18 protein-coding genes are annotated in these 19,615 nt (G+C 45.6%); 11 read left to right on the forward strand and 7 right to left on the reverse strand.

Going from position 1 to position 19,615, the window contains the following annotated elements; genetic code table 11:
• Window positions 1–65 precede the first annotated feature (65 nt).
• From mdh to tilS, 3 genes are all read right to left on the reverse strand, one after another.
• Window positions 66–1,004 carry a malate dehydrogenase gene (gene mdh, locus C943_RS09800; RefSeq protein WP_008627171.1) on the reverse strand — a complete coding sequence of 313 codons (939 nt, stop codon included), beginning with the start codon at window positions 1,002–1,004 and terminating at the stop codon, window positions 66–68.
• Between the two features lie 179 nt (window positions 1,005–1,183).
• Window positions 1,184–1,708 carry a Crp/Fnr family transcriptional regulator gene (locus C943_RS09805; RefSeq protein ID WP_008627175.1) on the reverse strand — a complete coding sequence of 175 codons (525 nt, stop codon included), beginning with the start codon at window positions 1,706–1,708 and terminating at the stop codon, window positions 1,184–1,186.
• Window positions 1,705–3,027: a tRNA lysidine(34) synthetase TilS gene (gene tilS, locus C943_RS09810; RefSeq protein WP_008627180.1), complete on the reverse strand. Its 1,323-nt coding sequence runs from the start codon at window positions 3,025–3,027 to the stop codon at window positions 1,705–1,707. Before tilS ends, C943_RS09805 begins: the two co-directional genes overlap by 4 nt.
• A 49-nt stretch (window positions 3,028–3,076) precedes the next feature.
• Here tilS and C943_RS09815 point away from each other — a divergent pair, with 49 nt between their 5' ends.
• From C943_RS09815 to porD, 6 genes are all read left to right on the forward strand, one after another.
• Complete coding sequence (locus C943_RS09815) at window positions 3,077–4,696, forward strand: OstA-like protein (RefSeq protein ID WP_040480003.1); 1,620 nt, start codon at window positions 3,077–3,079, stop codon at window positions 4,694–4,696.
• Between the two features lie 178 nt (window positions 4,697–4,874).
• Window positions 4,875–5,582, forward strand: coding sequence for a T9SS type A sorting domain-containing protein (locus C943_RS09820; RefSeq protein WP_008627191.1), 708 nt, complete (start codon window positions 4,875–4,877; stop codon window positions 5,580–5,582).
• Between the two features lie 71 nt (window positions 5,583–5,653).
• The gene (locus tag C943_RS09825) at window positions 5,654–6,565 is read left to right on the forward strand and encodes an outer membrane protein assembly factor BamD (RefSeq protein WP_040480006.1); all 912 of its coding nucleotides are present in this window, start codon (window positions 5,654–5,656) and stop codon (window positions 6,563–6,565) included.
• A gap of 13 nt (window positions 6,566–6,578) precedes the next feature.
• Window positions 6,579–6,893 carry a DNA-directed RNA polymerase subunit omega gene (locus C943_RS09830; RefSeq protein WP_008627197.1) on the forward strand — a complete coding sequence of 105 codons (315 nt, stop codon included), beginning with the start codon at window positions 6,579–6,581 and terminating at the stop codon, window positions 6,891–6,893.
• Window positions 6,894–8,102, forward strand: a complete 1,209-nt coding sequence (gene coaBC, locus C943_RS09835; RefSeq protein WP_008627199.1) for a bifunctional phosphopantothenoylcysteine decarboxylase/phosphopantothenate--cysteine ligase CoaBC — start codon at window positions 6,894–6,896, stop codon at window positions 8,100–8,102.
• 39 nt (window positions 8,103–8,141) lie between these two features.
• Window positions 8,142–9,044 (forward strand): type IX secretion system protein PorD, encoded by a 903-nt coding sequence (gene porD, locus C943_RS09840; RefSeq protein WP_008627201.1) that lies wholly within the window; start codon window positions 8,142–8,144, stop codon window positions 9,042–9,044.
• A 51-nt stretch (window positions 9,045–9,095) separates the two neighbouring features.
• Here porD and C943_RS09845 read toward each other — a convergent pair whose 3' ends face one another.
• On the reverse strand, window positions 9,096–9,914 hold the full coding sequence (locus tag C943_RS09845; RefSeq protein WP_008627203.1) for an NAD(P)-binding domain-containing protein: 819 nt from the start codon (window positions 9,912–9,914) through the stop codon (window positions 9,096–9,098).
• A gap of 72 nt (window positions 9,915–9,986) precedes the next feature.
• On the opposite strand from C943_RS09845, the gene C943_RS09850 reads away from it, so the two are divergent.
• Window positions 9,987–10,430 (forward strand): hypothetical protein, encoded by a 444-nt coding sequence (locus C943_RS09850; protein ID WP_008627206.1) that lies wholly within the window; start codon window positions 9,987–9,989, stop codon window positions 10,428–10,430.
• 31 nt (window positions 10,431–10,461) lie between these two features.
• Here the strand turns inward: C943_RS09850 and C943_RS09855 are convergent, their stop codons facing one another.
• From C943_RS09855 to C943_RS09865, 3 genes are all read right to left on the reverse strand, one after another.
• Entirely contained in the window at window positions 10,462–11,100 is a 639-nt protein-coding gene (locus C943_RS09855) for a sterol desaturase family protein (RefSeq protein ID WP_040480009.1), read from the reverse strand.
• A gap of 123 nt (window positions 11,101–11,223) precedes the next feature.
• Window positions 11,224–12,369 carry an N-acetyl-alpha-D-glucosaminyl L-malate synthase BshA gene (gene bshA / locus C943_RS09860; RefSeq protein ID WP_008627210.1) on the reverse strand — a complete coding sequence of 382 codons (1,146 nt, stop codon included), beginning with the start codon at window positions 12,367–12,369 and terminating at the stop codon, window positions 11,224–11,226.
• 99 nt (window positions 12,370–12,468) lie between these two features.
• Window positions 12,469–15,444 carry a serine hydrolase domain-containing protein gene (locus C943_RS09865; RefSeq protein ID WP_008627212.1) on the reverse strand — a complete coding sequence of 992 codons (2,976 nt, stop codon included), beginning with the start codon at window positions 15,442–15,444 and terminating at the stop codon, window positions 12,469–12,471.
• A gap of 161 nt (window positions 15,445–15,605) precedes the next feature.
• Here C943_RS09865 and C943_RS09870 point away from each other — a divergent pair, with 161 nt between their 5' ends.
• The 4 genes from C943_RS09870 to C943_RS09885 are packed head-to-tail and all read left to right on the forward strand — an operon-like array spanning window position 15,606 to window position 19,607.
• Complete coding sequence (locus tag C943_RS09870) at window positions 15,606–16,010, forward strand: hypothetical protein (protein WP_008627215.1); 405 nt, start codon at window positions 15,606–15,608, stop codon at window positions 16,008–16,010.
• The gene (gene mutL, locus C943_RS09875) at window positions 16,007–17,881 is read left to right on the forward strand and encodes a DNA mismatch repair endonuclease MutL (RefSeq protein WP_008627217.1); all 1,875 of its coding nucleotides are present in this window, start codon (window positions 16,007–16,009) and stop codon (window positions 17,879–17,881) included. Before C943_RS09870 ends, mutL begins: the two co-directional genes overlap by 4 nt.
• Before the next feature lie 3 nt (window positions 17,882–17,884).
• Complete coding sequence (locus C943_RS09880; RefSeq protein WP_008627219.1) at window positions 17,885–18,676, forward strand: rhomboid family intramembrane serine protease; 792 nt, start codon at window positions 17,885–17,887, stop codon at window positions 18,674–18,676.
• Between the two features lie 7 nt (window positions 18,677–18,683).
• Window positions 18,684–19,607: a rhomboid family intramembrane serine protease gene (locus C943_RS09885; protein ID WP_008627221.1), complete on the forward strand. Its 924-nt coding sequence runs from the start codon at window positions 18,684–18,686 to the stop codon at window positions 19,605–19,607.
• The last annotated feature ends 8 nt before the right edge of the window (window positions 19,608–19,615 follow it).

Consider the following 19,615-nt stretch of genomic DNA (forward strand, 5'->3'; position numbering starts at 1 on the left):
ATTCCAATAAAATAAAAAAATCCCGATTAGCGTCGGGATTTTCTCTATTGCAAACGTAAGGAATGTTATTTGGCGGACAACTTGTCCAAAACGTTCATTACTTCTTTCACGTGACCCCTTGATACCTCTAGAAGGGCTTTTTCCTCGGCATTCAAATCCAGTTCGATTACCTGCTCGATGCCGTTTTTTCCAAGGATGACAGGCACGCCGAGGTAGCAATCGTCAATGCCATACTCTCCGTCCAGCTTGATGCAAACTGGGAATACACGGCGCTGGTTCTTGACGATGGACTCTACCATTTGTGCAGCTGCCGAACCTGGCGCATACCAAGCGGAAGTTCCCATAAGTTTCACCAATTCACCGCCGCCAAACTTAGTCCGCTCGATGATTGCGTCCAATTTATCCTTTGCGACCAATTCGGTCACAGGAATTCCAGCCACAGTGGTATACCGAGGTAGTGGCACCATGGTATCTCCATGTCCACCCATTAGGATCGCTTGGATTTCCTTGGAAGAGATATTCAGCTCGTCAGCCAAAAATGCCCTGTATCTCGCGGTATCCAGGATTCCAGCCATACCCATCACCTTTGTCCTTGGCAACTTGGAAGTGATGTGTGCTTGGTAAGTCATCACGTCAAGCGGATTGGAAACTACAATGATGATGGCATTTGGGGAATATTTCACAACATTTTCCGTCACAGACTTCACGATTCCGGCATTGGTTTCGATAAGGTCGTCACGGGTCATTCCGGGCTTCCTTGGAAGGCCGGAAGTGATGACTACCACGTCAGAATTGGCAGTTTTGGAATAGTCGTTGGTGCTACCAACAGTCCTGCTGTCATATTGGTTGATGGGGGCTTTTTGCCAGATATCCAGGGCTTTTCCCTCTGCAATACCTTCCTTGATGTCCACGAGGACGATCTCCTCGGCAATCTCCCTATAGGCCAAAACATCGGCACAGGTTGCGCCCACATTGCCTGCACCGACCACGGTTACTTTTGTCATGATATTTGGTTTATTTTTAGATGAAACATTGATTTCAAAAGTGGCGCTAAGTTATTAAACAAAGCCTTCCAAATAAAAGATTATCCAACAATAGTTGACCACAGGTGGGTTTTGGAATGCAAATGGCAACAGGAAGTTGACTTCCTTCCACCAATCCAATTTCTCCGAAAACAAAATTCCTATTGAGGGGTCTCGAACATTTCCCCGAGGTTGAAAAACCCGAAGGAATTCTTGTAAGACTTAAAGAGCCGACGATTGTTCTCGTTGTAATATTCCGCCAAGGAAGTCATGATTTTTGCCTTGATGGTAGGATGGCTATCGAATACTTCCTGGATCGCAAAATGCGGAATCACCATCAACTCAGCCTGGTCCGAATTGACGATGGCTGTATATATCCTGGTGGCATTCTCAATAAAGGAATTTTCCCCAAAAGCCTCCCCGCGACGCGCTTCTTTGATGACTTCAAAGGTATCCTTCACATCCAGCGTCAAATGGATGATACCCTTCGTGACAACATATAGCGCCTGACTCGGATCACCACGGAAGAAAATCACCTCTTCTTTTGCGTATTTGCGATATTGGATGGCAGGAAGAAACCTAGCCATTTCAAGGTTTTTGAGCCTTTCGAAAAAATTGACTTGGGAAAGAAACTGAAAAACCTCTAGTTCCTGTTCACTGAAAGTCCTGGAAAATGGATTGATCATTTTTGAGTTTTTTTGAAATAAAGCACCTCTTTTGTGCGCTCGTCTATTTTAAAACGGTCAGAAATCCGAAAGCCCATCACCCAGACGATTTCTTCACCAGAAAGCATGACAAGCACCTGCTTTTTCTTAATAAGCGGGACTTTCAAATCTACCAATAAATCACTGACTTTCTTTTCCCGATCCATACCCAGTGGCCTAATTTTATCTCCTGTCTCCCATTTTCGGATGCGAATCGGGAACACCAGCTTCCCGAGGTCAAACATGGCATTATCGGGCGCAGGATCGATTTCGACCGGGGCCGGCAGTTTCAATATGTCATATTCAAAGTCCCAAATCCTGCAGGAAATATCATGAACATTGACTGCTTTCTCCTGCCAGTCAAAACTAGATTGTCCTAAAATGAGAAAATCCCGGTCGCAGTTCAGCATATAGCCTCCCGCAATAAATGACTTCCCGGCTTCCGCCCTGTCCACGGCGGCGATGATATCTTCCGCATCATGCATCGAAAATCCAAAATCCCTGATCCAATAATAAAGCATCGAGATTCTCCCAGCCTGCTGTCCAATATCCTGAATAGCAAGGTACTGGAACCCCTCCTCTGACTTAATGTGGTATTTTTTCCATTCCTCATAAAGTGAAAAAAATGCCCTCCCCGTATCCTTTAACCGCTGAAAACTCCCAGCCATCTGCTGCAGGCTTCCAGGTATTGCGCGCTCAAATACCGGCAAAATCTCATTTCGAAGGACATTTCTCTTGTATTCATTACCCGCATTGCTACGATCTTGCCGCCAAGCAAAGCCATTTTCCTTCATGAAAGCATGGATCTGTGCTTTTGAAAACGGTAATAATGGGCGTAAAATATGTCCACGGATATCCGCCATACCGTAGATACCTTCGATACCGGTACCTCTCAGGAGATTGAGAAAAATGGTTTCCAATTGGTCATCCGCATGGTGGGCGACAAGGACTGCTTCGAGACCGTTTCGCTCCAGCAAAGACTCGAACCAAGCATACCTAAATTCCCTTGCTGCCATTTGGGTGGATAGTCCCGTGGCCTCCAAGGCTTCTTTACTGGTGTGCGTAACAAAAATCGGCACTTGCCATACTTCTGCTAAAGCACGTACAAATCCCTCGTCAGCCTGACTCTCCTCACCGCGGAGACCGAAATTGACATGGGCGACCGCAAATCCGATTCCAGACCGCTTCAAAAGCTGACCAAGACAAACACTGTCTATCCCGCCACTCAATGCCAAAAGATACGTTTTACCCGAATCCAAAAGTTTTTTCTCCCGTAAGTGGTCTATAAAAAGCGCTTCCATAAGTCAAAAATATCATTTTTGGTTAATTTGCGCCCACATCGGTTTCCAAATGCTCCAAAAGTTTCTTTTGTCCATCGCCTGCCTGTTTGTTGTGGGACTATCAACTGTCAGTGCCCAAAACACACTCGAAATTTTGAATGCGGAGCTTTTGCAGGGAGCGGGCGGATTTGAGAGACTGATATCAGATGTGCGGATGAAGCACCAGAATACGCTGATTTACTGTGACTCGGCGCATTTTTTCAGGGCTGAAAATCGCGCGATACTTTATGGCAACGTGCGCTTTGTGGACCAGGAAGATCCCGTGACTACTACCAGCCGGTATGCGGAATATGACGGGGCCACAAAAGTTGCAAAACTGCGCACAAACGTAGTCTTCAAGAACCAGTCGACCTCTTTGTACACTGATTTTCTCGATTATAACAGGGTCACAGGTGTCGCAAATTATTTCAACAAAGGAAAAGTCGTTGACAGCGTCAATGTCCTGACTTCCAAGGAAGGAACCTACGAAACCACATTGGAGAAGATTACTTTTTCGAGAATGGTCGAATTGGTCAATCCCGATTACACCCTTCGAACCAATTTCCTGATTTACTATACCATTCCGAAAACCTCCGAAACAGTCGGGATCACGAATATTATTGCCAAAGGTGGGGAAAGACTCAACGCCCAAAAGGGTAGCTATTATGACACCGAAAACAAGATTTTCAGGTTTTATGATGGTGAAGTGGAAACCGAAACCAGCAGAGTGTACGCTGAGACGCTCTTCTACGACGAAAAAAAGAAATATTACGAGGGTCGGGTCAACGTAAGCGTGTACAATAAGGAGCGGGAAATCGAAGTGTTTGGGGAAGAAGGGAAATATTGGGAAGACCGAAAATACAGCATTGTCGTGGGGAATGCGCTCGTGAGGAAGTATTTTGAAAAGGACACCATGTACATGTCGGCAGACACGCTCATTTCACAGGACAGTGACAAAGCCGAGGAAAAACAGCTGTTGGCTTTTCATAATGTAAACTTCGTGAAGTCTACCATGTCGGGAAAATCGGATTCGTTGGCCTATGTCTATTCGGATTCGACCATACACTTATACCGTGATCCGGTCATTTGGGACAATAAAAGCCAAATCTCCGCGGACAGCATCAGGTTTTTGATCGCAAACGAGGAAATCGACAAAGTCTATCTCACCCAAAAAGCGTTTACAATCAGCAAAGATTCCATCGGCAATTTCAATCAGATGAAAGGGCGAAAAATGACGGGCTATTTCAAAGACCAAAAAGTCAGCCGCCTGCATATCCAAGGAAATGGGGAGTCCATTTATTTTGACCTAATCGGTGATTCAACCTTACGCGGGATGAACAAGATGCTGTGTGCCAACATCATCATGTTTTTCGAGGAAGGTAAATTGATTAAGGCAAACTGGCTGGTGAAGCCGGAGGGCGAATTCAAACCACCCCATCTGATCGAGGAGAAAGACCGGAAATTGGAGGGGTTCAACTGGCGGGAAAGTGAAAAGCCGAGCATGGAAACCATCAATAGCTGGCGGATGCCGAAAAAAAGGGAAAAAAATCCTTTTAATTTTTTTGATGGCCCGGATATTGTGATTCAGCCCCCGAGTGATGAGGAAATACAAAAACTATTGGAGGAAAAAACAAAATCCACCGATAACTAACTCGTTGAAAATCAAACCATCCCAAAAGATCGCGTCTGCAACGGATTTTCTCCAGAAAAATTTTAAAAAGGTTAACAAAATTTAACCGCCAATGTATCAAAAGACCAAACCTATTTGGTATCTTTAGTCGTATTAATCAATGATTTAACGCTTCGTCGCCTATAGAATTCAACTTTACATGAAACGATTCTTCCTGACATTTCTCACCGCATACTTTTTGCTGACGGGTTATTCGTCGGCACAAGTGAGGGTTTTGTCGGAGAGCGTTGAGTTCAGCGGTCGTATCGGAACTTCACAACGGAAATCGCTCATCATCCAAAACGAAAGCAGTCAAGTCAAAGACTATAATTTGAAATTCTTGAGAGGAAACATCGGTTCTTCCCAAAACATCAAATTGTGTATTTCGGACAAATGCTACGATCCACGACGGGATTTTGCAAAAATCAAACTTACCCTTCAGCCGGGTGAGATTTTCACAGATCTGTACATTGAATTCGAAATGGGCATCTCCGAGACAAAAGGCAACTTCGATCTTCAATTCGTGAATGCAACGAATCCTCGTGACGTTTTCGTGATTGAATCGGTCTATGAAGTTTTCAACCCATCGATAGACAACACCAACCACAAAGACATCTCCATCGGCAGTGCCTATCCAAATCCAAGTAGTAGGTCTGCACAGATTGATTATGAATACAAAAATCCAAATGCTTCGGCTAAGATTACCATCAACAGCTTTATAGGTAACCCGGTGGCAGAATATACCCTGGATCCGACACAGAAAAACATTGTCATCAACGTCTCCGACCTCAACCCTGGGGTTTATTTTTACACTTTATTTGTTGACAACAAAAATATAGTGACCAAAAAGCTCGTTGTCAAGAAGTAGAAATGACGCTCTCCCCCACCCTTCATTGGTTTAGAATGAATTATACCCTATATTTGCGCCTCCAAAAAGCGATGAAAAAAAATTTCCTATACGTTCTCCCTGTATTGATTTTGTTGACCGTGAGTTCTTGCGGCAAATTCTACAAACTGGAGAAAAGTACCAACTGGGAAGAGCTCTACGAGGCGGCTAACAATTATTACAATGCTGGAGAGTATAGTAAAGCCATCATCCTTTACGATAAGGTGTTACCCGTCATTCGAGGGAGTGAACGCGCAGAGTTGGCGGACTTCAATTACGCCTATTCTCACTTCCGGATGAAGCGTTACATCGAGGCGGCTGGCTATTTCAATACCTTCTATCAGACCTATAACCGTAGCCCCATGGCGGAAGAGGCACTGTTTATGAATGCCTATTCTTTGTACCTCGATGCACCGGACTATAACCTGGATCAGAAAAGCAGCCGAGACGCCGTGAATGCGATCCAGTTATTCATCAACAGATTCCCGCAGTCTGATTCCTATGAAAGGGCGACTGCCATGATTGAGGATCTGCAAGTGAGATTTGAAGAAAAGGCCTACCAGGAATCCATGCTCTACCTCAGGTTAACTGATGGTTTATTCCCGGGTGATTTCTACCGTGCCTGCATCATCAACTTCCAAAACTTTGCAAAAAACTATCCCGACTCAAAATACAATGAAGAATTGGGATATAAACTCGTCGAAGTAGCCTTGGCTTATGGTAAGGGCAGCAAGTTTGACAAAAAAGAGGAGCGCCTGAATGACGTATCCAAATACGCAGATCAGTTTAAGAGAAGATACCCTGACAGCAAATATGTGGGAAGAGTAGAGGAGTTTGAAAAAACAGCACAGGCAGAGATTCTGGCCTACCAAAAACTCAAGAAAGAGTACGATGAACAGCTTGCCCGCGCCAATGAAGAGGCTGCAAGCGAACAGGCCACCGAAAACAAGAAAAAGAACCAATAAAAATCACAATAATATGGCAGTGAATCCTTCGATCATTACAAGAGATTTGGATAAAGTATCCGAGCCGACCGGGAATCTGTACGAATCCATCCACGTGGTTTCCCAAAGAGCCAAGCAGATTTCCTCCATCATGAAGGAGGAATTGAATACCAAGCTTTCCGAATTCGCCTCCACCGTGGACAATTTGGAAGAGGTTTTCGAAAACAAAGAACAAATCGAAATATCGAAGTTCTACGAAAGGATGCCGAAACCATCCACATTGGCAATGGAAGAATTCATGGAGGGAAAACTTTATTTCAGACATCCGGAAACTTCATCTGAAGAATAAATGCGGCTGAAAGACAAGAAAATCCTATTGGGAGTCACCGGCAGCATCGCCGCCTACAAGTCGGCGATTCTCACAAGGTTGTTAGTCAAAGAAGGAGCAGAGGTACAAGTCATCATGACTTCCTCTGCTCTTGATTTTATTACCCCACTGACACTTGCCACACTTTCCAAAAGGCCAGTCCACCACCGATTTTACGAGAACAATACAGGCCAATGGACCAACCATGTAGAGTTGGGACTGTGGGCTGACTTGTTGCTGGTGGCGCCGATTTCGGCAAATACCTTGGCGAAGTTTGCCAATGGCATTTGCGACAACCTCCTTGCGGCCACATACCTGTCTGCAAGATGTCCAGTGATGCTGGCACCTGCCATGGATCTGGATATGTACCAGCATCCGTCCGTGAAGGAAAACATTACCAAACTAAGTCAATTCGGTAATCTGATTTTGGAAGCCGAAGACGGCGAATTGGCCAGCGGTCTTTCTGGTCAAGGAAGACTGATGGAGCCCGAACACATCCTTGAAAGGGTATTTGATTTTTTTGAGCCTAAAACTGAATTTGCGGAAAAAAACGTATTGATCACCTCAGGACCGACCCAAGAGGCCATAGATCCAGTGAGGTTTATCAGCAATCATTCATCTGGCAAAATGGGAGCCGCAATTGCCATGGCTTTCGCTGAAGCGGGGGCAAAAGTACATTTGGTGTTGGGCAAAGGAGCGGTGAAGCCCGACCATCCCAATATCCAAATTCAATCGGTACGGAGCGCCCAAGAAATGTATGACGCCTCCGCCAAGCTTCATCCAGCCATGGATATCTGTGTGTTTGCGGCGGCTGTCGCAGACTATGCACCCAAACATGTTGCGGCCGAAAAAATCAAAAAGGATGGTGAAGGAATGGTGCTCGAATTGGCTAAAAACATTGATATCGCATTTACTTTGGGGCAACAAAAGCGGTTCAATCAAATCCACGTCGGATTTGCACTGGAAACTGAGCGCGAAGAATTCCACGCCAAGCAAAAGTTGACCAAAAAGAATTTTGATTTGATCGTTTTGAATTCAACCAAAGATGAAGGTGCTGGCTTCCAGTTGGATACGAATAAGGTGAGGCTATTTCGGGAAGATGGATATTCGGTAGAATCCGGCGTACTTCCAAAAACAGAGGTTGCCAAACTCATTTTGGAAGAAATCAAGAAATTGCCTGTTAAAATTTAGGCATTAGTCCTTCGTTATCTTTAGCGATCTGAATCAATCATGAAGATAAAGCTACTACTCGGATTGTTTTTTTTGTGCCTGACGCAAGCCCTCAGCCAGGAGCTTAACATTTCCGTCATCATCAATAGTGACCGCGCAAGGACTCAGGAAACCCGGGTATTTGAAGACATGAAGGTGAGCTTTGAGCAATTCATGAATGGCAGGACCTGGACCAACGACCAGTTTCAGCCCCAGGAAAGGATCAAAGGCAACATGCTGATTACCATTTCGGACATGCCCCAGATTGGCTTCTATAACGCAACGGTGCAAATCCAGAGCGTACGACCCGTGCATGGTACCGGCTACGAATCCATGGTTCTCAACTTTATTGATAGAAACTGGTCCTTTGAGTACCTTCAATCCCAACCCCTAGAGTTCAACCGATTCACTTTCCTAAACAACATCAGTTCGCTTCTGGCCTACTATGCCTATATCATGCTAGGTTTTGACTATGATAGTTTCTCACTGAGAGGCGGGGATCCCTATTTTGAAATCGCGAATACCATCGTCAACAATGCCCAACAATCCCCGAGACCCGGATGGGGAGCCAGCCCAAATGACCGGAGAAATAGGTATTGGCTAATCAATGACATTTACACTTCCTCGGTCTTTTCATCCATCCGCGAGGCGATTTATCTCTACCATCGGAAGGGGCTCGATCTGATGATCACCAATCCCGAGGAAGCCTATATCAATATCCTAGAGGCTATTAGGCTGGTTGTGGAGGCAAATGATGCCCAGCCCAACAGCATTTTTACCATTGCCTTTGTAGACGCGAAAGGCGATGAAATCAGCAAAATTTTCAGGAATGCGCCAAAAGAAATCAGGGCTGAAGCAGTGGCATTGATGCTAAGGGTAGACCCTAACAATGCAAGACGATACAACGAACTCCTGAAAGGCTGAGCCCCGACTTAAATTCAAAACCACTGTATTCACTGACTTTGGGATTGGAAATCACATTTCATACCAAAAATCCATCGGATCGGGATAGTCAAATTTGAATCCAGTCTCCAGTATTTTTTCGGAAGAAATCACTTTTGAAGGCATCGTCCCTCCGGGCGCATAGCTATTTGGTGCAGGGAAACCCAGCTCGACCGCGTTTCTTTCATAGATATCACGTCGGCGTGGATGGATTGGTGCTACGGCATTGAAAACCGCTCCAAAGAGTTCTTTCTCAATAACCCATGCAGCCAATCTGACAGCGTCATCACGGTGGATAAAGTTGACGGGCGTATCACCTACCACATTGTCCTTTCCCGAAAAATACCTGCCTGGAATCCGGTCGACGCCCAATAGACCACCGTATCTGATGACTGAACACTGAATATCCCTGTCTTCGAACCAGAGCCTCTCCGCCTGTAAGATTCCCGGACTCCCGGAATTCCCATTTGTAAGCGGGTAATCTTCCGAATACTCTATATCGGCATCAGGGTAAACGGATGTAGAGCTTGCAAAAATCACTTTCCTGATACCTGCCTGCTTCGCCATTTCCTTCAAAAACTTGTTTTGCTCCAGGTAAAAGGAATCCGAATTCACTCGGCTTTTGGGCGGAATATTGACGAACAGCACATCAGCCACGAAGAGGCTTCCAAACCCTGCTCCTTCCGGGTGGGGTGAAAAACGGAGTACAACAGCATCGATTCCCTCCGCTTTCAATGAGACGGACTTCTCCGTGGATGTGGTACTGCCCTTGACGAGTAAGCCTTTCCTCAAAAGATGTTGTGCCAAAGGCCTACCCAGCCAGCCAAGTCCTACAATCGATACTGTTCGCATTTTCAGTTGTTTTTTAAAAGTTTTTACTAAATTCAAAAACCGTATTTAGGCAAAATTAATCCCAATAAAAGGATGGAAATTTATTTTTTTGGAAAGGAATTTAGGATCAGACTAGCAATCATGGCGCTGGTTTTTCTATTGCTTTCCTGCAATGGAAGCGAAAAGGAGCAAATCCAAGGAGACTGGTACAGCTTCGACAAAGATTCCGTCTATTTCGAGTTGTACATCAACGACACGATGATTGTCCTCAATCAGCCGCAGATTGGACCAGTTGGTTATGATTATGAAGTGAAAGATGACAGATTGATTGTGAGCAATTCGGTCGGTATGGAGAGGATTTGGAAATTGGAGGAAATCACCTCTGCGTCGATGACACTTTCTGATAGCCTCGAGCGGCTTCAATATTTTCGCTTGAATGTTGGAAAAAGCTTTTTCAATAGCCTAGTTGATTCAGCAAGTTTCAGGGAGTTTTCAGAAAACTTCAATACCCGGTTTGCTGTACAAAGCAAAAAATGAAAAAACCCTCCGGCTTCGGAGGGTTTTTCAGTTAATAACTTTTCTTCGGCATTGTCCCCAGAATGTAATCCCAAAGCGGGGAACTCACGCCAAATGCCGCATCGGGATCTTTGTAGTGATGTATTGAATGATTCACCCAGAGTACCCTGAAGAAGTTTCTCGGCGGCTGATATGCATGGACCATGTAGTGAACACCCAAATACGCCGCATAGCCAATCATGAATCCAGGCAAAAAGAATAATCCATAGTCTCCCATCAGGAATGTAAACAAATAGTAAAAGATCACCGCATACACAAGTGTTATGAATGGAGGAAGTGTCAACCTGTCTTTATCTTTTGGATAATCATGGTGAACCCCATGCATGTTATATTGGATTTTGTCTTTTATAGGTGTATCGGGAATCATATGGTATATATACCTATGCATGAGATACTCTAACAAAGTGAATCCTAAAATGCCTAAAATTAGAACGCCAAAGCCAGCATACAGCGATATGTCTGTAGTCTTGAAGCCCCAATAAAGGGAAATGCCTCCTGTTACAAGCCACAACGTAATTGGAATGGAGATATGAGTTCTGGTAAGCTTTTCCAGGATAGGGTTTTTAAACATTTGCGCAGAACCATGATTGTCTGGCCTGTCCAATCTCCCGATTTTTTTGAGTGTAGTCATATTGTCGGCAGCTAAAAGGTTGAAGGATGAAAATATAATTTGGTCTAGTTTAACGTATGCAAATTTAATTTGTTGACTTCATTTGTCAATCAAGCACTTCGATATTTAGTCTTATGATCTTTGTCAGACTTTGGCTGTTGCAGGCCTAGTCTTCTCCAAAGTGCGCTGATATACTTCCTCGTAAAGTGGCAGGATATTGGTCACGTCAAATTCACGCGCCCGATCCAAAGCGCGTCTTTTAAATCCTGGAAGATTGGCGTCATCTAAAATGTATAATGCCTTTTCAGTCATGGTTTTGACGTCTCCTACCTCACAGGTAAATCCTGTCACACCATCAATGTTTAACTCCGGTATCCCACCGGCATTTGAACTCAAGACGGGTACTTCACAAGCCATCGCTTCCAAAGCCGCCAAACCAAAGCTCTCCCGCTCTGAAGGCATCACAAACAAATCGGCAACAGAAAGAACCTCCTCTACTGCCTCTAGTTTACCTAAAAAACGGATATCGTCACAGGTTCCGAGGTCTCGACATAGTCGTTCCATTCGGTCACGCTCGGGTCCATCTCCTACCAAAAGCAACTTGGCTTTGATTTTTTTCCTCAATTCATAAAAAACATGAATGACGTCTTCCACGCGTTTCACTTTTCTGAAATTGGAGGTGTGTACCAAAAGCTTTTCGCCATTTGGGCATATCGCCATTTTAAAATGCTCCTTTTTCTGCCTTTTGAAGCGCTCTAGATCGATAAAGTTGGGAATAACTACAATATCTTTTTTGATTTCGAAATGCTCATAGGTGGATTTTCGTAGGTCCTCGGAAACGGCCGTTACCGCATCAGATTGATTGATACTGAACGTCACCACCGGAGCATAGCTTGGATCTCTGCCCACAAGGGTAATATCGGTACCATGCAAAGTGGTGACGACCGGAATATGAATCCCCTCTTCTTTCAAAATCTGCTTGGCCATGTAGGCCGCCGAAGCATGGGGGATGGCGTAGTGCACATGCAACAGGTCCAATTTCTCATACTTGACTACGTAGACCATTTTGCTGGCCAAGGCCAACTCGTAAGGAGCATAATCAAAAAGTGGATAACTTTTGATATCCACCTCATGGTAGAACAGGTTCTGGTTGAAAAAATCGAGACGGGTTGGCTGGCTATAGGTAATGAAATGGACCTGATGGCCTTCCTTGGCCAAGGCTTTTCCCAATTCCGTCGCTACCACCCCACTCCCACCAAATGTCGGATAACATACTATCCCTATCTTCATGCTGGCTTGTGTTTGTAATTTCTACAATGCTAACAACACTTCTAGTACTCCGTTTTGTTCAGAATGCCGCCAACAAATTTTCCCTCCCAAATGGGCGGTTCACTGACGCATGGACTGGTAGATGACATCGTGAATCTCTTGCCGGACATTATCCTTGAGCAAGAGGTTGTTTTCAGCATCTGGATGGACACGATTGGATAGAAAAACATAGACCAAGTTATGATCGGGATCTGCCCAGGTACAGGTACCGGTGAAGCCCGTATGTCCGAAGGTATTTTTCGAGGCCAAAACTCCAGCACTGCCACCCTTACCGCGCTCGGGTTCGGGTTTGTCCCAACCCCATCCTCGTCTGCTTTGGGCGGATTGGCGTTTTGTGAACTCACTCACTGTCTGGGGATCCATCATATCCACATCGGCATATTTACCTCCATTTAGCATCATTTGCATCATGACAGCCAAATCACCCGCTTTTCCGAACAAGCCCGCGTGCCCCGCAACTCCCCCGTACATGGCTGCCCCCGGATCATGGACATATCCTTGGATGACTGTTTTTCTGAACGCAACATCATCCTCAGTCGGAGCCACCATGTCAATGCCGTATTTTTTGAAAGGATTGAAGGTCATCGTGTACAGCCCGAGGGGTTGGTAGATGTTTTGGTCGAGAAACTCGTCCAAGGGCTGATTGGTAACCCGTTCGACCAACGCCTGCAGCAGGTACATTGTCAGATCGGAATAGACGTAGCTGTATCGATTTCGGCCTTGCTCCTTTTGCCGTAATTTCGATTGGATGGTCCAGTGCCAGAGACTGTCGCGCAGGGAATTCATTCCATACATGTTGTTTGAAACAGGGGTCGTGAAACCCGGCTCAGGCTTTTCCCGATAGTACTCTGACTTCCATCGCCCCGATTCCACGGTTTTTGCATAATGCGGGATAAAGGCCACCAAACCCGCCTCGTGTGCCAAAACATCCTTCAAAATCAAAGGACCCTTATTTGTACCTTTCAGTTCCGGCAAATACCTCTCGAGCGGCTTGTCCATATCTATCTGGTTGCGGCTGGCCAAAAACATCACTGCCTGCGTAGTCGCCAAGATCTTGGTCACGGAAGCCAAATCATAGACCGTTTCGGTCGTGACTGGTTTTTTCTTAGTGTAATCATAGTAGCCATAGGCTTTTTCAAAAACGACCTGACCATTCTTTGCCACCAAAACTACGCCACCCGGGAAAGCCTTTTTCTTGATACTGATATCCATGATGGTATCAATTCTTGCCAATACATTCCGATTCATTCCTTGGCTCTCGGGAAATGTATATGAAAGCCGATTCAATCCTTCCAAAAATCCTCCTGTGCCCATCCTATAGGTTGTATTTGTCGAAACGGGCAATATTCCGTGAGCATCCCTTGCCCCAAAAATCAATTCCGGAACAAGGCGCTGCGTGGTCGAATTGTTTTCAAATGCAATCACATGATGCGCCACATCTGGAAGGAATTTCGTGGAATATGCATTTCCAAATACCACTAGGGTCACATCTTGGCGCTCCGACAGGCTTTTTAGAAATTGATAATCTGAACTTGCCATGCCAAAACTCCTATTGGGATTGTTGGTAATGCCCATCATAGCGATCACTATGTGATTGTATCGCGCAAGTTGCTTTGCGAGCGTGTCCTGACTGGCTTGGTCGGAAGCCTTTCCAATTTCGAAATGGTCGAACTTGGCATATTTGTCAAGTTTTTTCTGAAACTCTTTTCCATCACCCCCAATTGTTAAGGAAGCAAAGTTTTTCAGATCCAAATTTCTAAAGGGAAGCAGATTATCCTTGTTGGAAGTGACCGTGATGGCACGTGCATAGAGCCTCTCGGCCAAGATTTCGGCAGCAGGCCGATTGATGCGATTGACCAGATTGCTTGTGTCTATCGGCTTCCTTTGGTTGAGCCCTGCCCAATACTTAGCCTTTAAAATCTTCTGTATCCTGGATTCTACTTCTTCTTGGGAAATCTTACCGTCCTGGATAGCCTGTAGAATCATCGCCTTTGCCTTTGGGACGTCCTGCGAATACAACAAGACGTCATTTCCAGCCAACAGGGCCCTCAAATCCACCTCACCGGGCTTGTGGTACTTGGTCACTCCTTGCATATTGAGTGCGTCGGTGAAGACCAGCCCATTGAAGTTCATTTGGGTCTTCAGGAGATCGCTGACCACATACTTTGATAGCGTTGTTGCTTGGTTTGGTGAGCTATCCAGATTTGGGACGTGGAGATGGGCAACCATCACGCTCATCAGATCGTTTTCGATCAGTTCACGGTAAGGGTACAAGTCGATATCGATGATGCGCGTGACTGAATGATTGATCACTGGCAAGGCATAATGGGAATCGTTCTCCGTGTCTCCGTGTCCAGGAAAATGCTTGGCATTGGCCATGATGCCGTTGTCCTGAAGGCCTCTCATGTAGGCCAGGGATTTGCGGGTGACCAGTCTCTTCTCCTCTCCGAAGGCCCTGTATCCAATTACTGGATTATTAGGGTTGGAGTTGACATCTACGACAGGGGCGAAGTTGATATGCATTCCCAACTCTTTGAATTGGTGGGCGATCTCTTTTCCCATTTCGTAGATCAGTTCATCGTCGGGCAAGGCACCCAGGGTCATGGCTTTGGGAAATCCAATTATGGAATCCAAGCGCATATTCACGCCCCACTCGGCATCCATGGCCACAAACAGCGGGATCTTCGAAATTGATTGGTAGCGATTTGTCAAATGCGCCTGTCGGACCGGCCCTCCCTGGAAAAATATCACACCTCCGATTTGGCTTTCGGTGATCAATTTTTCGATTTCGGCGACGTGTTTGGCGTCTTTGTTTGAATAGGCGGCCACCATGAAAAGCTGTCCGAGCCTTTCTTCAAAGCTCGTATTCTGAAAAATACTGTCTACCCAAGCCATTTGACTCGATTGGTCGATCACGGCCAAGGGGTCTTTTGCCTTCCTGAAAATCTCTTCGTTGGGCTTCTTTCTACCAAAAACTGCCCCGGTAATCAGGAGAAGCAAAATTCCCATCCACGCTAGCCAAACTTTTCCCCGCATGCTCCTGTTTAATTTTTATTGCTTGTGATTAGGATTAACTTTGTATGAATATACATCGTTTGCACAAACATTACGAAAAAAAGCCGCGCTTAGTATGATAATGTGATGGTCGGAACGCAGGTTTTTTTGAATATTTCATAACACATTGAATCGGTACAAACATGAAATTACCTTCCATACTCAGAGTAGCCAGCCCCCAAAGATTCGAAATCAAGCCGCGCTACTATGACCCCATAAAGGAGGAAATTGAGCAGCGAACTGCAAGGATTAAGAAAGAACTCCAAGCTGAAGGCAAAATCCCGCTAGCGGACGAGGATACGGAAGACATGACATACTCTTCTTCGATCAGGGGCGCATTCGCCAGTGGAAATCATATCCGAGGCAGAAGTACTTCTTTGTTCAATAGCGCATCCATGTTGCGCTTGGTTATTTTTATGATCTTAATCGCTGCGGTGTTCGGGTACATTTATCTTGGTCCTGAAGCTTTGTATACAGTCGCTTATATAGTCGGTGGATTAGCATTGTTGGTCATTTTTTTCAGGATTAAGGGCAAATCAGGGAAATGAGCGATATCATCCAACTGCTTCCTGATGCGATTGCCAACCAGATAGCTGCGGGTGAGGTCGTCCAAAGACCTGCATCGGCCCTCAAGGAAATGTTGGAAAATGCCGTGGACGCCGGTGCAACCCAAATACAGGTAATCGTCAAGGAAGCAGGGAAAACGCTCATTCAGATCATCGACAACGGAAACGGCATGTCCATGACCGACGCCCGTATGTGTTTCGAACGCCACGCCACCTCCAAAATCCGCACTACAGAGGATCTTTTTGCCATCCGTACATTTGGCTTCCGGGGAGAGGCTTTGGCTTCCATAGCTGCCGTGGCGCAATTGGAGATGAAAACCAGGCAAGCGAGTTCCGAACTAGGCACGCTGATCCAAATTGAAGGGTCCGAAGTCAAGAAACAAGAACCTGTTTCGTGCCCAATCGGCACATCCATTTTGGTCAAAAACCTGTTTTTCAACGTGCCGGCACGGCGCAATTTCCTCAAGTCCAACCCAGTCGAAATGCGCCATATCGTGGAGGAATTCCAAAGGGTTGCGTTGGCATATCCGGAAATTGGATTCAGCTTGTACCAAAATGACCTTGAGCTTTTCAAACTTGTTCCTGGAAAACTCAGCCAGCGCATCGTGGGCATCTTTGGCAAGTCCTACCAAGGACAATTGGTGGCTTGCCGGGAAGAAACCCCACACCTCAATATCCACGGATACATCGGAAAACCGGAGGCGTCGAAAAAGACGCGGGGCGAGCAGTTCTTCTTCGTAAACAACCGATTTATCAAAAACAACTACCTCCACCATGCCGTGGCCAATGCCTACGAAGGACTGATGGGTGCAGATATGCAGCCGTTTTATGTGCTTTTCTTGGACATTGACCCAAGCCATATCGACATCAACGTCCATCCGACCAAGACAGAAATCAAGTTTGACGACGAACGGACCGTGTATGCCGTGATCCGGTCGGCAGTGAAGCAAGCCCTAGGTGCCCATCATGTCGTTCCGTCGCTGGACTTCAGCTATGATGTCAATTTTACCGAAAACTGGAAAAAAACTCCCGGGCAAGCCGAAATGCTGACCAGGGAACATATCATTCCCACGGATGAGGGCATCCAAGAAAACCAATACAAGAGCTTTCAAACTCCCATGTTCAAGAAACAGGCTGTTTCGGGTTGGGAGAAGCTATTTGAGGGACAGCAGAAAAACCCGATGATTTCCGAGCGGGAAATTCCTGCCGAAATTCCGGAACTTGAGGATATCCTCACCCTTCCTTCCAAAGCCAACGAAGACAGGTTTCCCTTTCAGGAAAGTCATGCGACGGGAAACACATTCCAAGTAGAAAACAGCTATGTCGTGGCGCAGCTTTCGTCCGGTTTAGTCATTATCGAGCAGCAGTCAGCACACGAGCGTATCCTGTTTGAGCGTTATAGCAAGCAACTTACACAAGCTGCAGGTGCATCGCAACAATGCCTATTTCCTCCCCATATCCAACTGAGTCCGGCTGATTTTGCCTTGGTCATGGACATGCAGGAGGAACTCAGTCGCTTGGGATTTTTGATTGACCCCTTTGGGAAAGATACTTTGCTCATCCGTGGTGTTCCGGCAGATATCCAAGTGACAAACGAAAAGGCATTATTTGAGGGGCTCCTTGAGCAATTCAAAATATTCAAATCCGAGCTTTCCGTCGACAAACGCGAAAGTCTCGCCCGCGCCATGGCCAAGAGATCCTCCATCAAAAGAGGCACAAAATTGGATACGGCAGAGATGGAGACCATCGTCGGGCAGTTGTTTGCCTGCCAAAACCCAAATTATGGACTTTCCGGGAACAAAACCTTCATCAAAATAGATTTACAACAGATCCACGGCTTTTTCAACAAATAGCTCATGTTCAGACCCATTACGCCCATAGTCAAGAATCTCCTGATCATCAATATTGCCTTGTTTGTGGTAGCAACTTACGTCATGCCCAATCTTTCGGCGATTTTTGCCTTGTACCATATCCAAAGCCCAAGATTTATCCCGACACAGTTTCTGACCTACATGTTCATGCATGCTGATGGTTGGCATTTGTTCAGCAACATGTTTGGATTGTTTGTGTTCGGCCCTTTGTTGGAGGAATTTATCGGACCCAAGAAGCTATTGACGCTTTGGATGGTTTGTGGCGTGGGTGCTGGTGTGCTGTATTCAGGATACACCAGTTTTCAGACTCAAAAATTAGACAATTTGATAGCTGAGTTTTACAGTGAACAAAGCCCTGAAAATTTCCGAAAATGCATTAGACATTTTACAGATAAACCAAATCCTGAATTAGTTGAATTCATGGATTACTTTGACAGAAACCCGGATAACGAAAATATTAACCGGGAATCAAAGGTGGTCCTTACAACCTTGAGGAATAGCGTTCTGAATGGGAATATGGTGGGTGCCTCAGGAGCCCTATTTGGTGTTTTGATTGCTTTCGGAATGCTGTTTCCCAATACCCAACTGTTACTACTCTTCCCACCAATACCGGTAAAGGCAAAATATCTGATATTGGCTTACAGCGTTTATACCGTATATGCTGTTATCATTGACAATCCGCAGGACAATGTGGCGCATTTTGCCCACCTGAGTGGATTGGTGATTGGGGCGGGATTGGTATATTATTGGAAAAAAAGCAGGAAAAGTTTTTACTGATCGAGCTATGTACGAAGGGTTCTGGTATAATCTCAAAAACGCATTTAGGCAAAACAACAATAGCCTGTACAAGATCATTGCGATCAACCTCTTGGTGTTTGTGGTGATGTTGTTTGCCAGGGTGATACTTCAATATTCGGGAGGTGCATCGATCTATGAACTGCTGCGCACCAATCTGATGATGCCGGCGGCGGTTCCGCAGCTTTTGGAAAAGCCATGGACCGTGATGACCTACATGTTTTTTCATGAAGGTATATTCCATATCCTGTTCAATATGCTGTTCCTGTACTGGTTCGGGATGCTGCTGCATGAGTATTTGGGCAGTAGAAAACTGGCCAATATCTACATCCTTGGAGGTATTGCCGGTGGATTGCTATACCTGACCATGTACAATATTTCGCCTTTTTTTGCAGAGGTTCTACCAATTGCAAAAATGCTCGGCGCCAGCGCAGGCGTATATGCGATCGTGGTGGCAGCCGCAACCCTTTCTCCCAATACCACTTTTTTTCTACTTCTGCTCGGTCCCGTTAAGATCAAATACATCGCGATATTCTATGTGTTTATTGCCTTCGCGAACTCGGCGGGAAACAATGCCGGCGGGGAACTCGCCCACCTTGGCGGCGCGGCATTGGGATACCTGTATGTAATCCAACTACGCAAAGGAAGGGATTTGGGTAGATGGATTCAGGCAATTGGACGGTTTTTCGAAAGACTTTTTACCAAAAAACCAGCAGTAAAGGTGACTTACCGGAAAGAAAAAGTGAGCTCTTCCGAATCCTATCGCAGCTCCAAATCGAGCGGCGCGGCCGCAAGACCACAAGAGACCACCCAAGAGGAAATCGACCAAATCTTGGACAAGATCGCAGCCAAGGGTTATGATGCTCTTAGCAAGGAAGAGAAAAGGAAACTGTTTGAGTTCAGCAAAAAATAGCTTTAATC

The sequence above is a fragment of the Mariniradius saccharolyticus AK6 genome (genome assembly GCF_000330725.2).
Lineage (GTDB): Bacteria > Bacteroidota > Bacteroidia > Cytophagales > Cyclobacteriaceae > Mariniradius > Mariniradius saccharolyticus.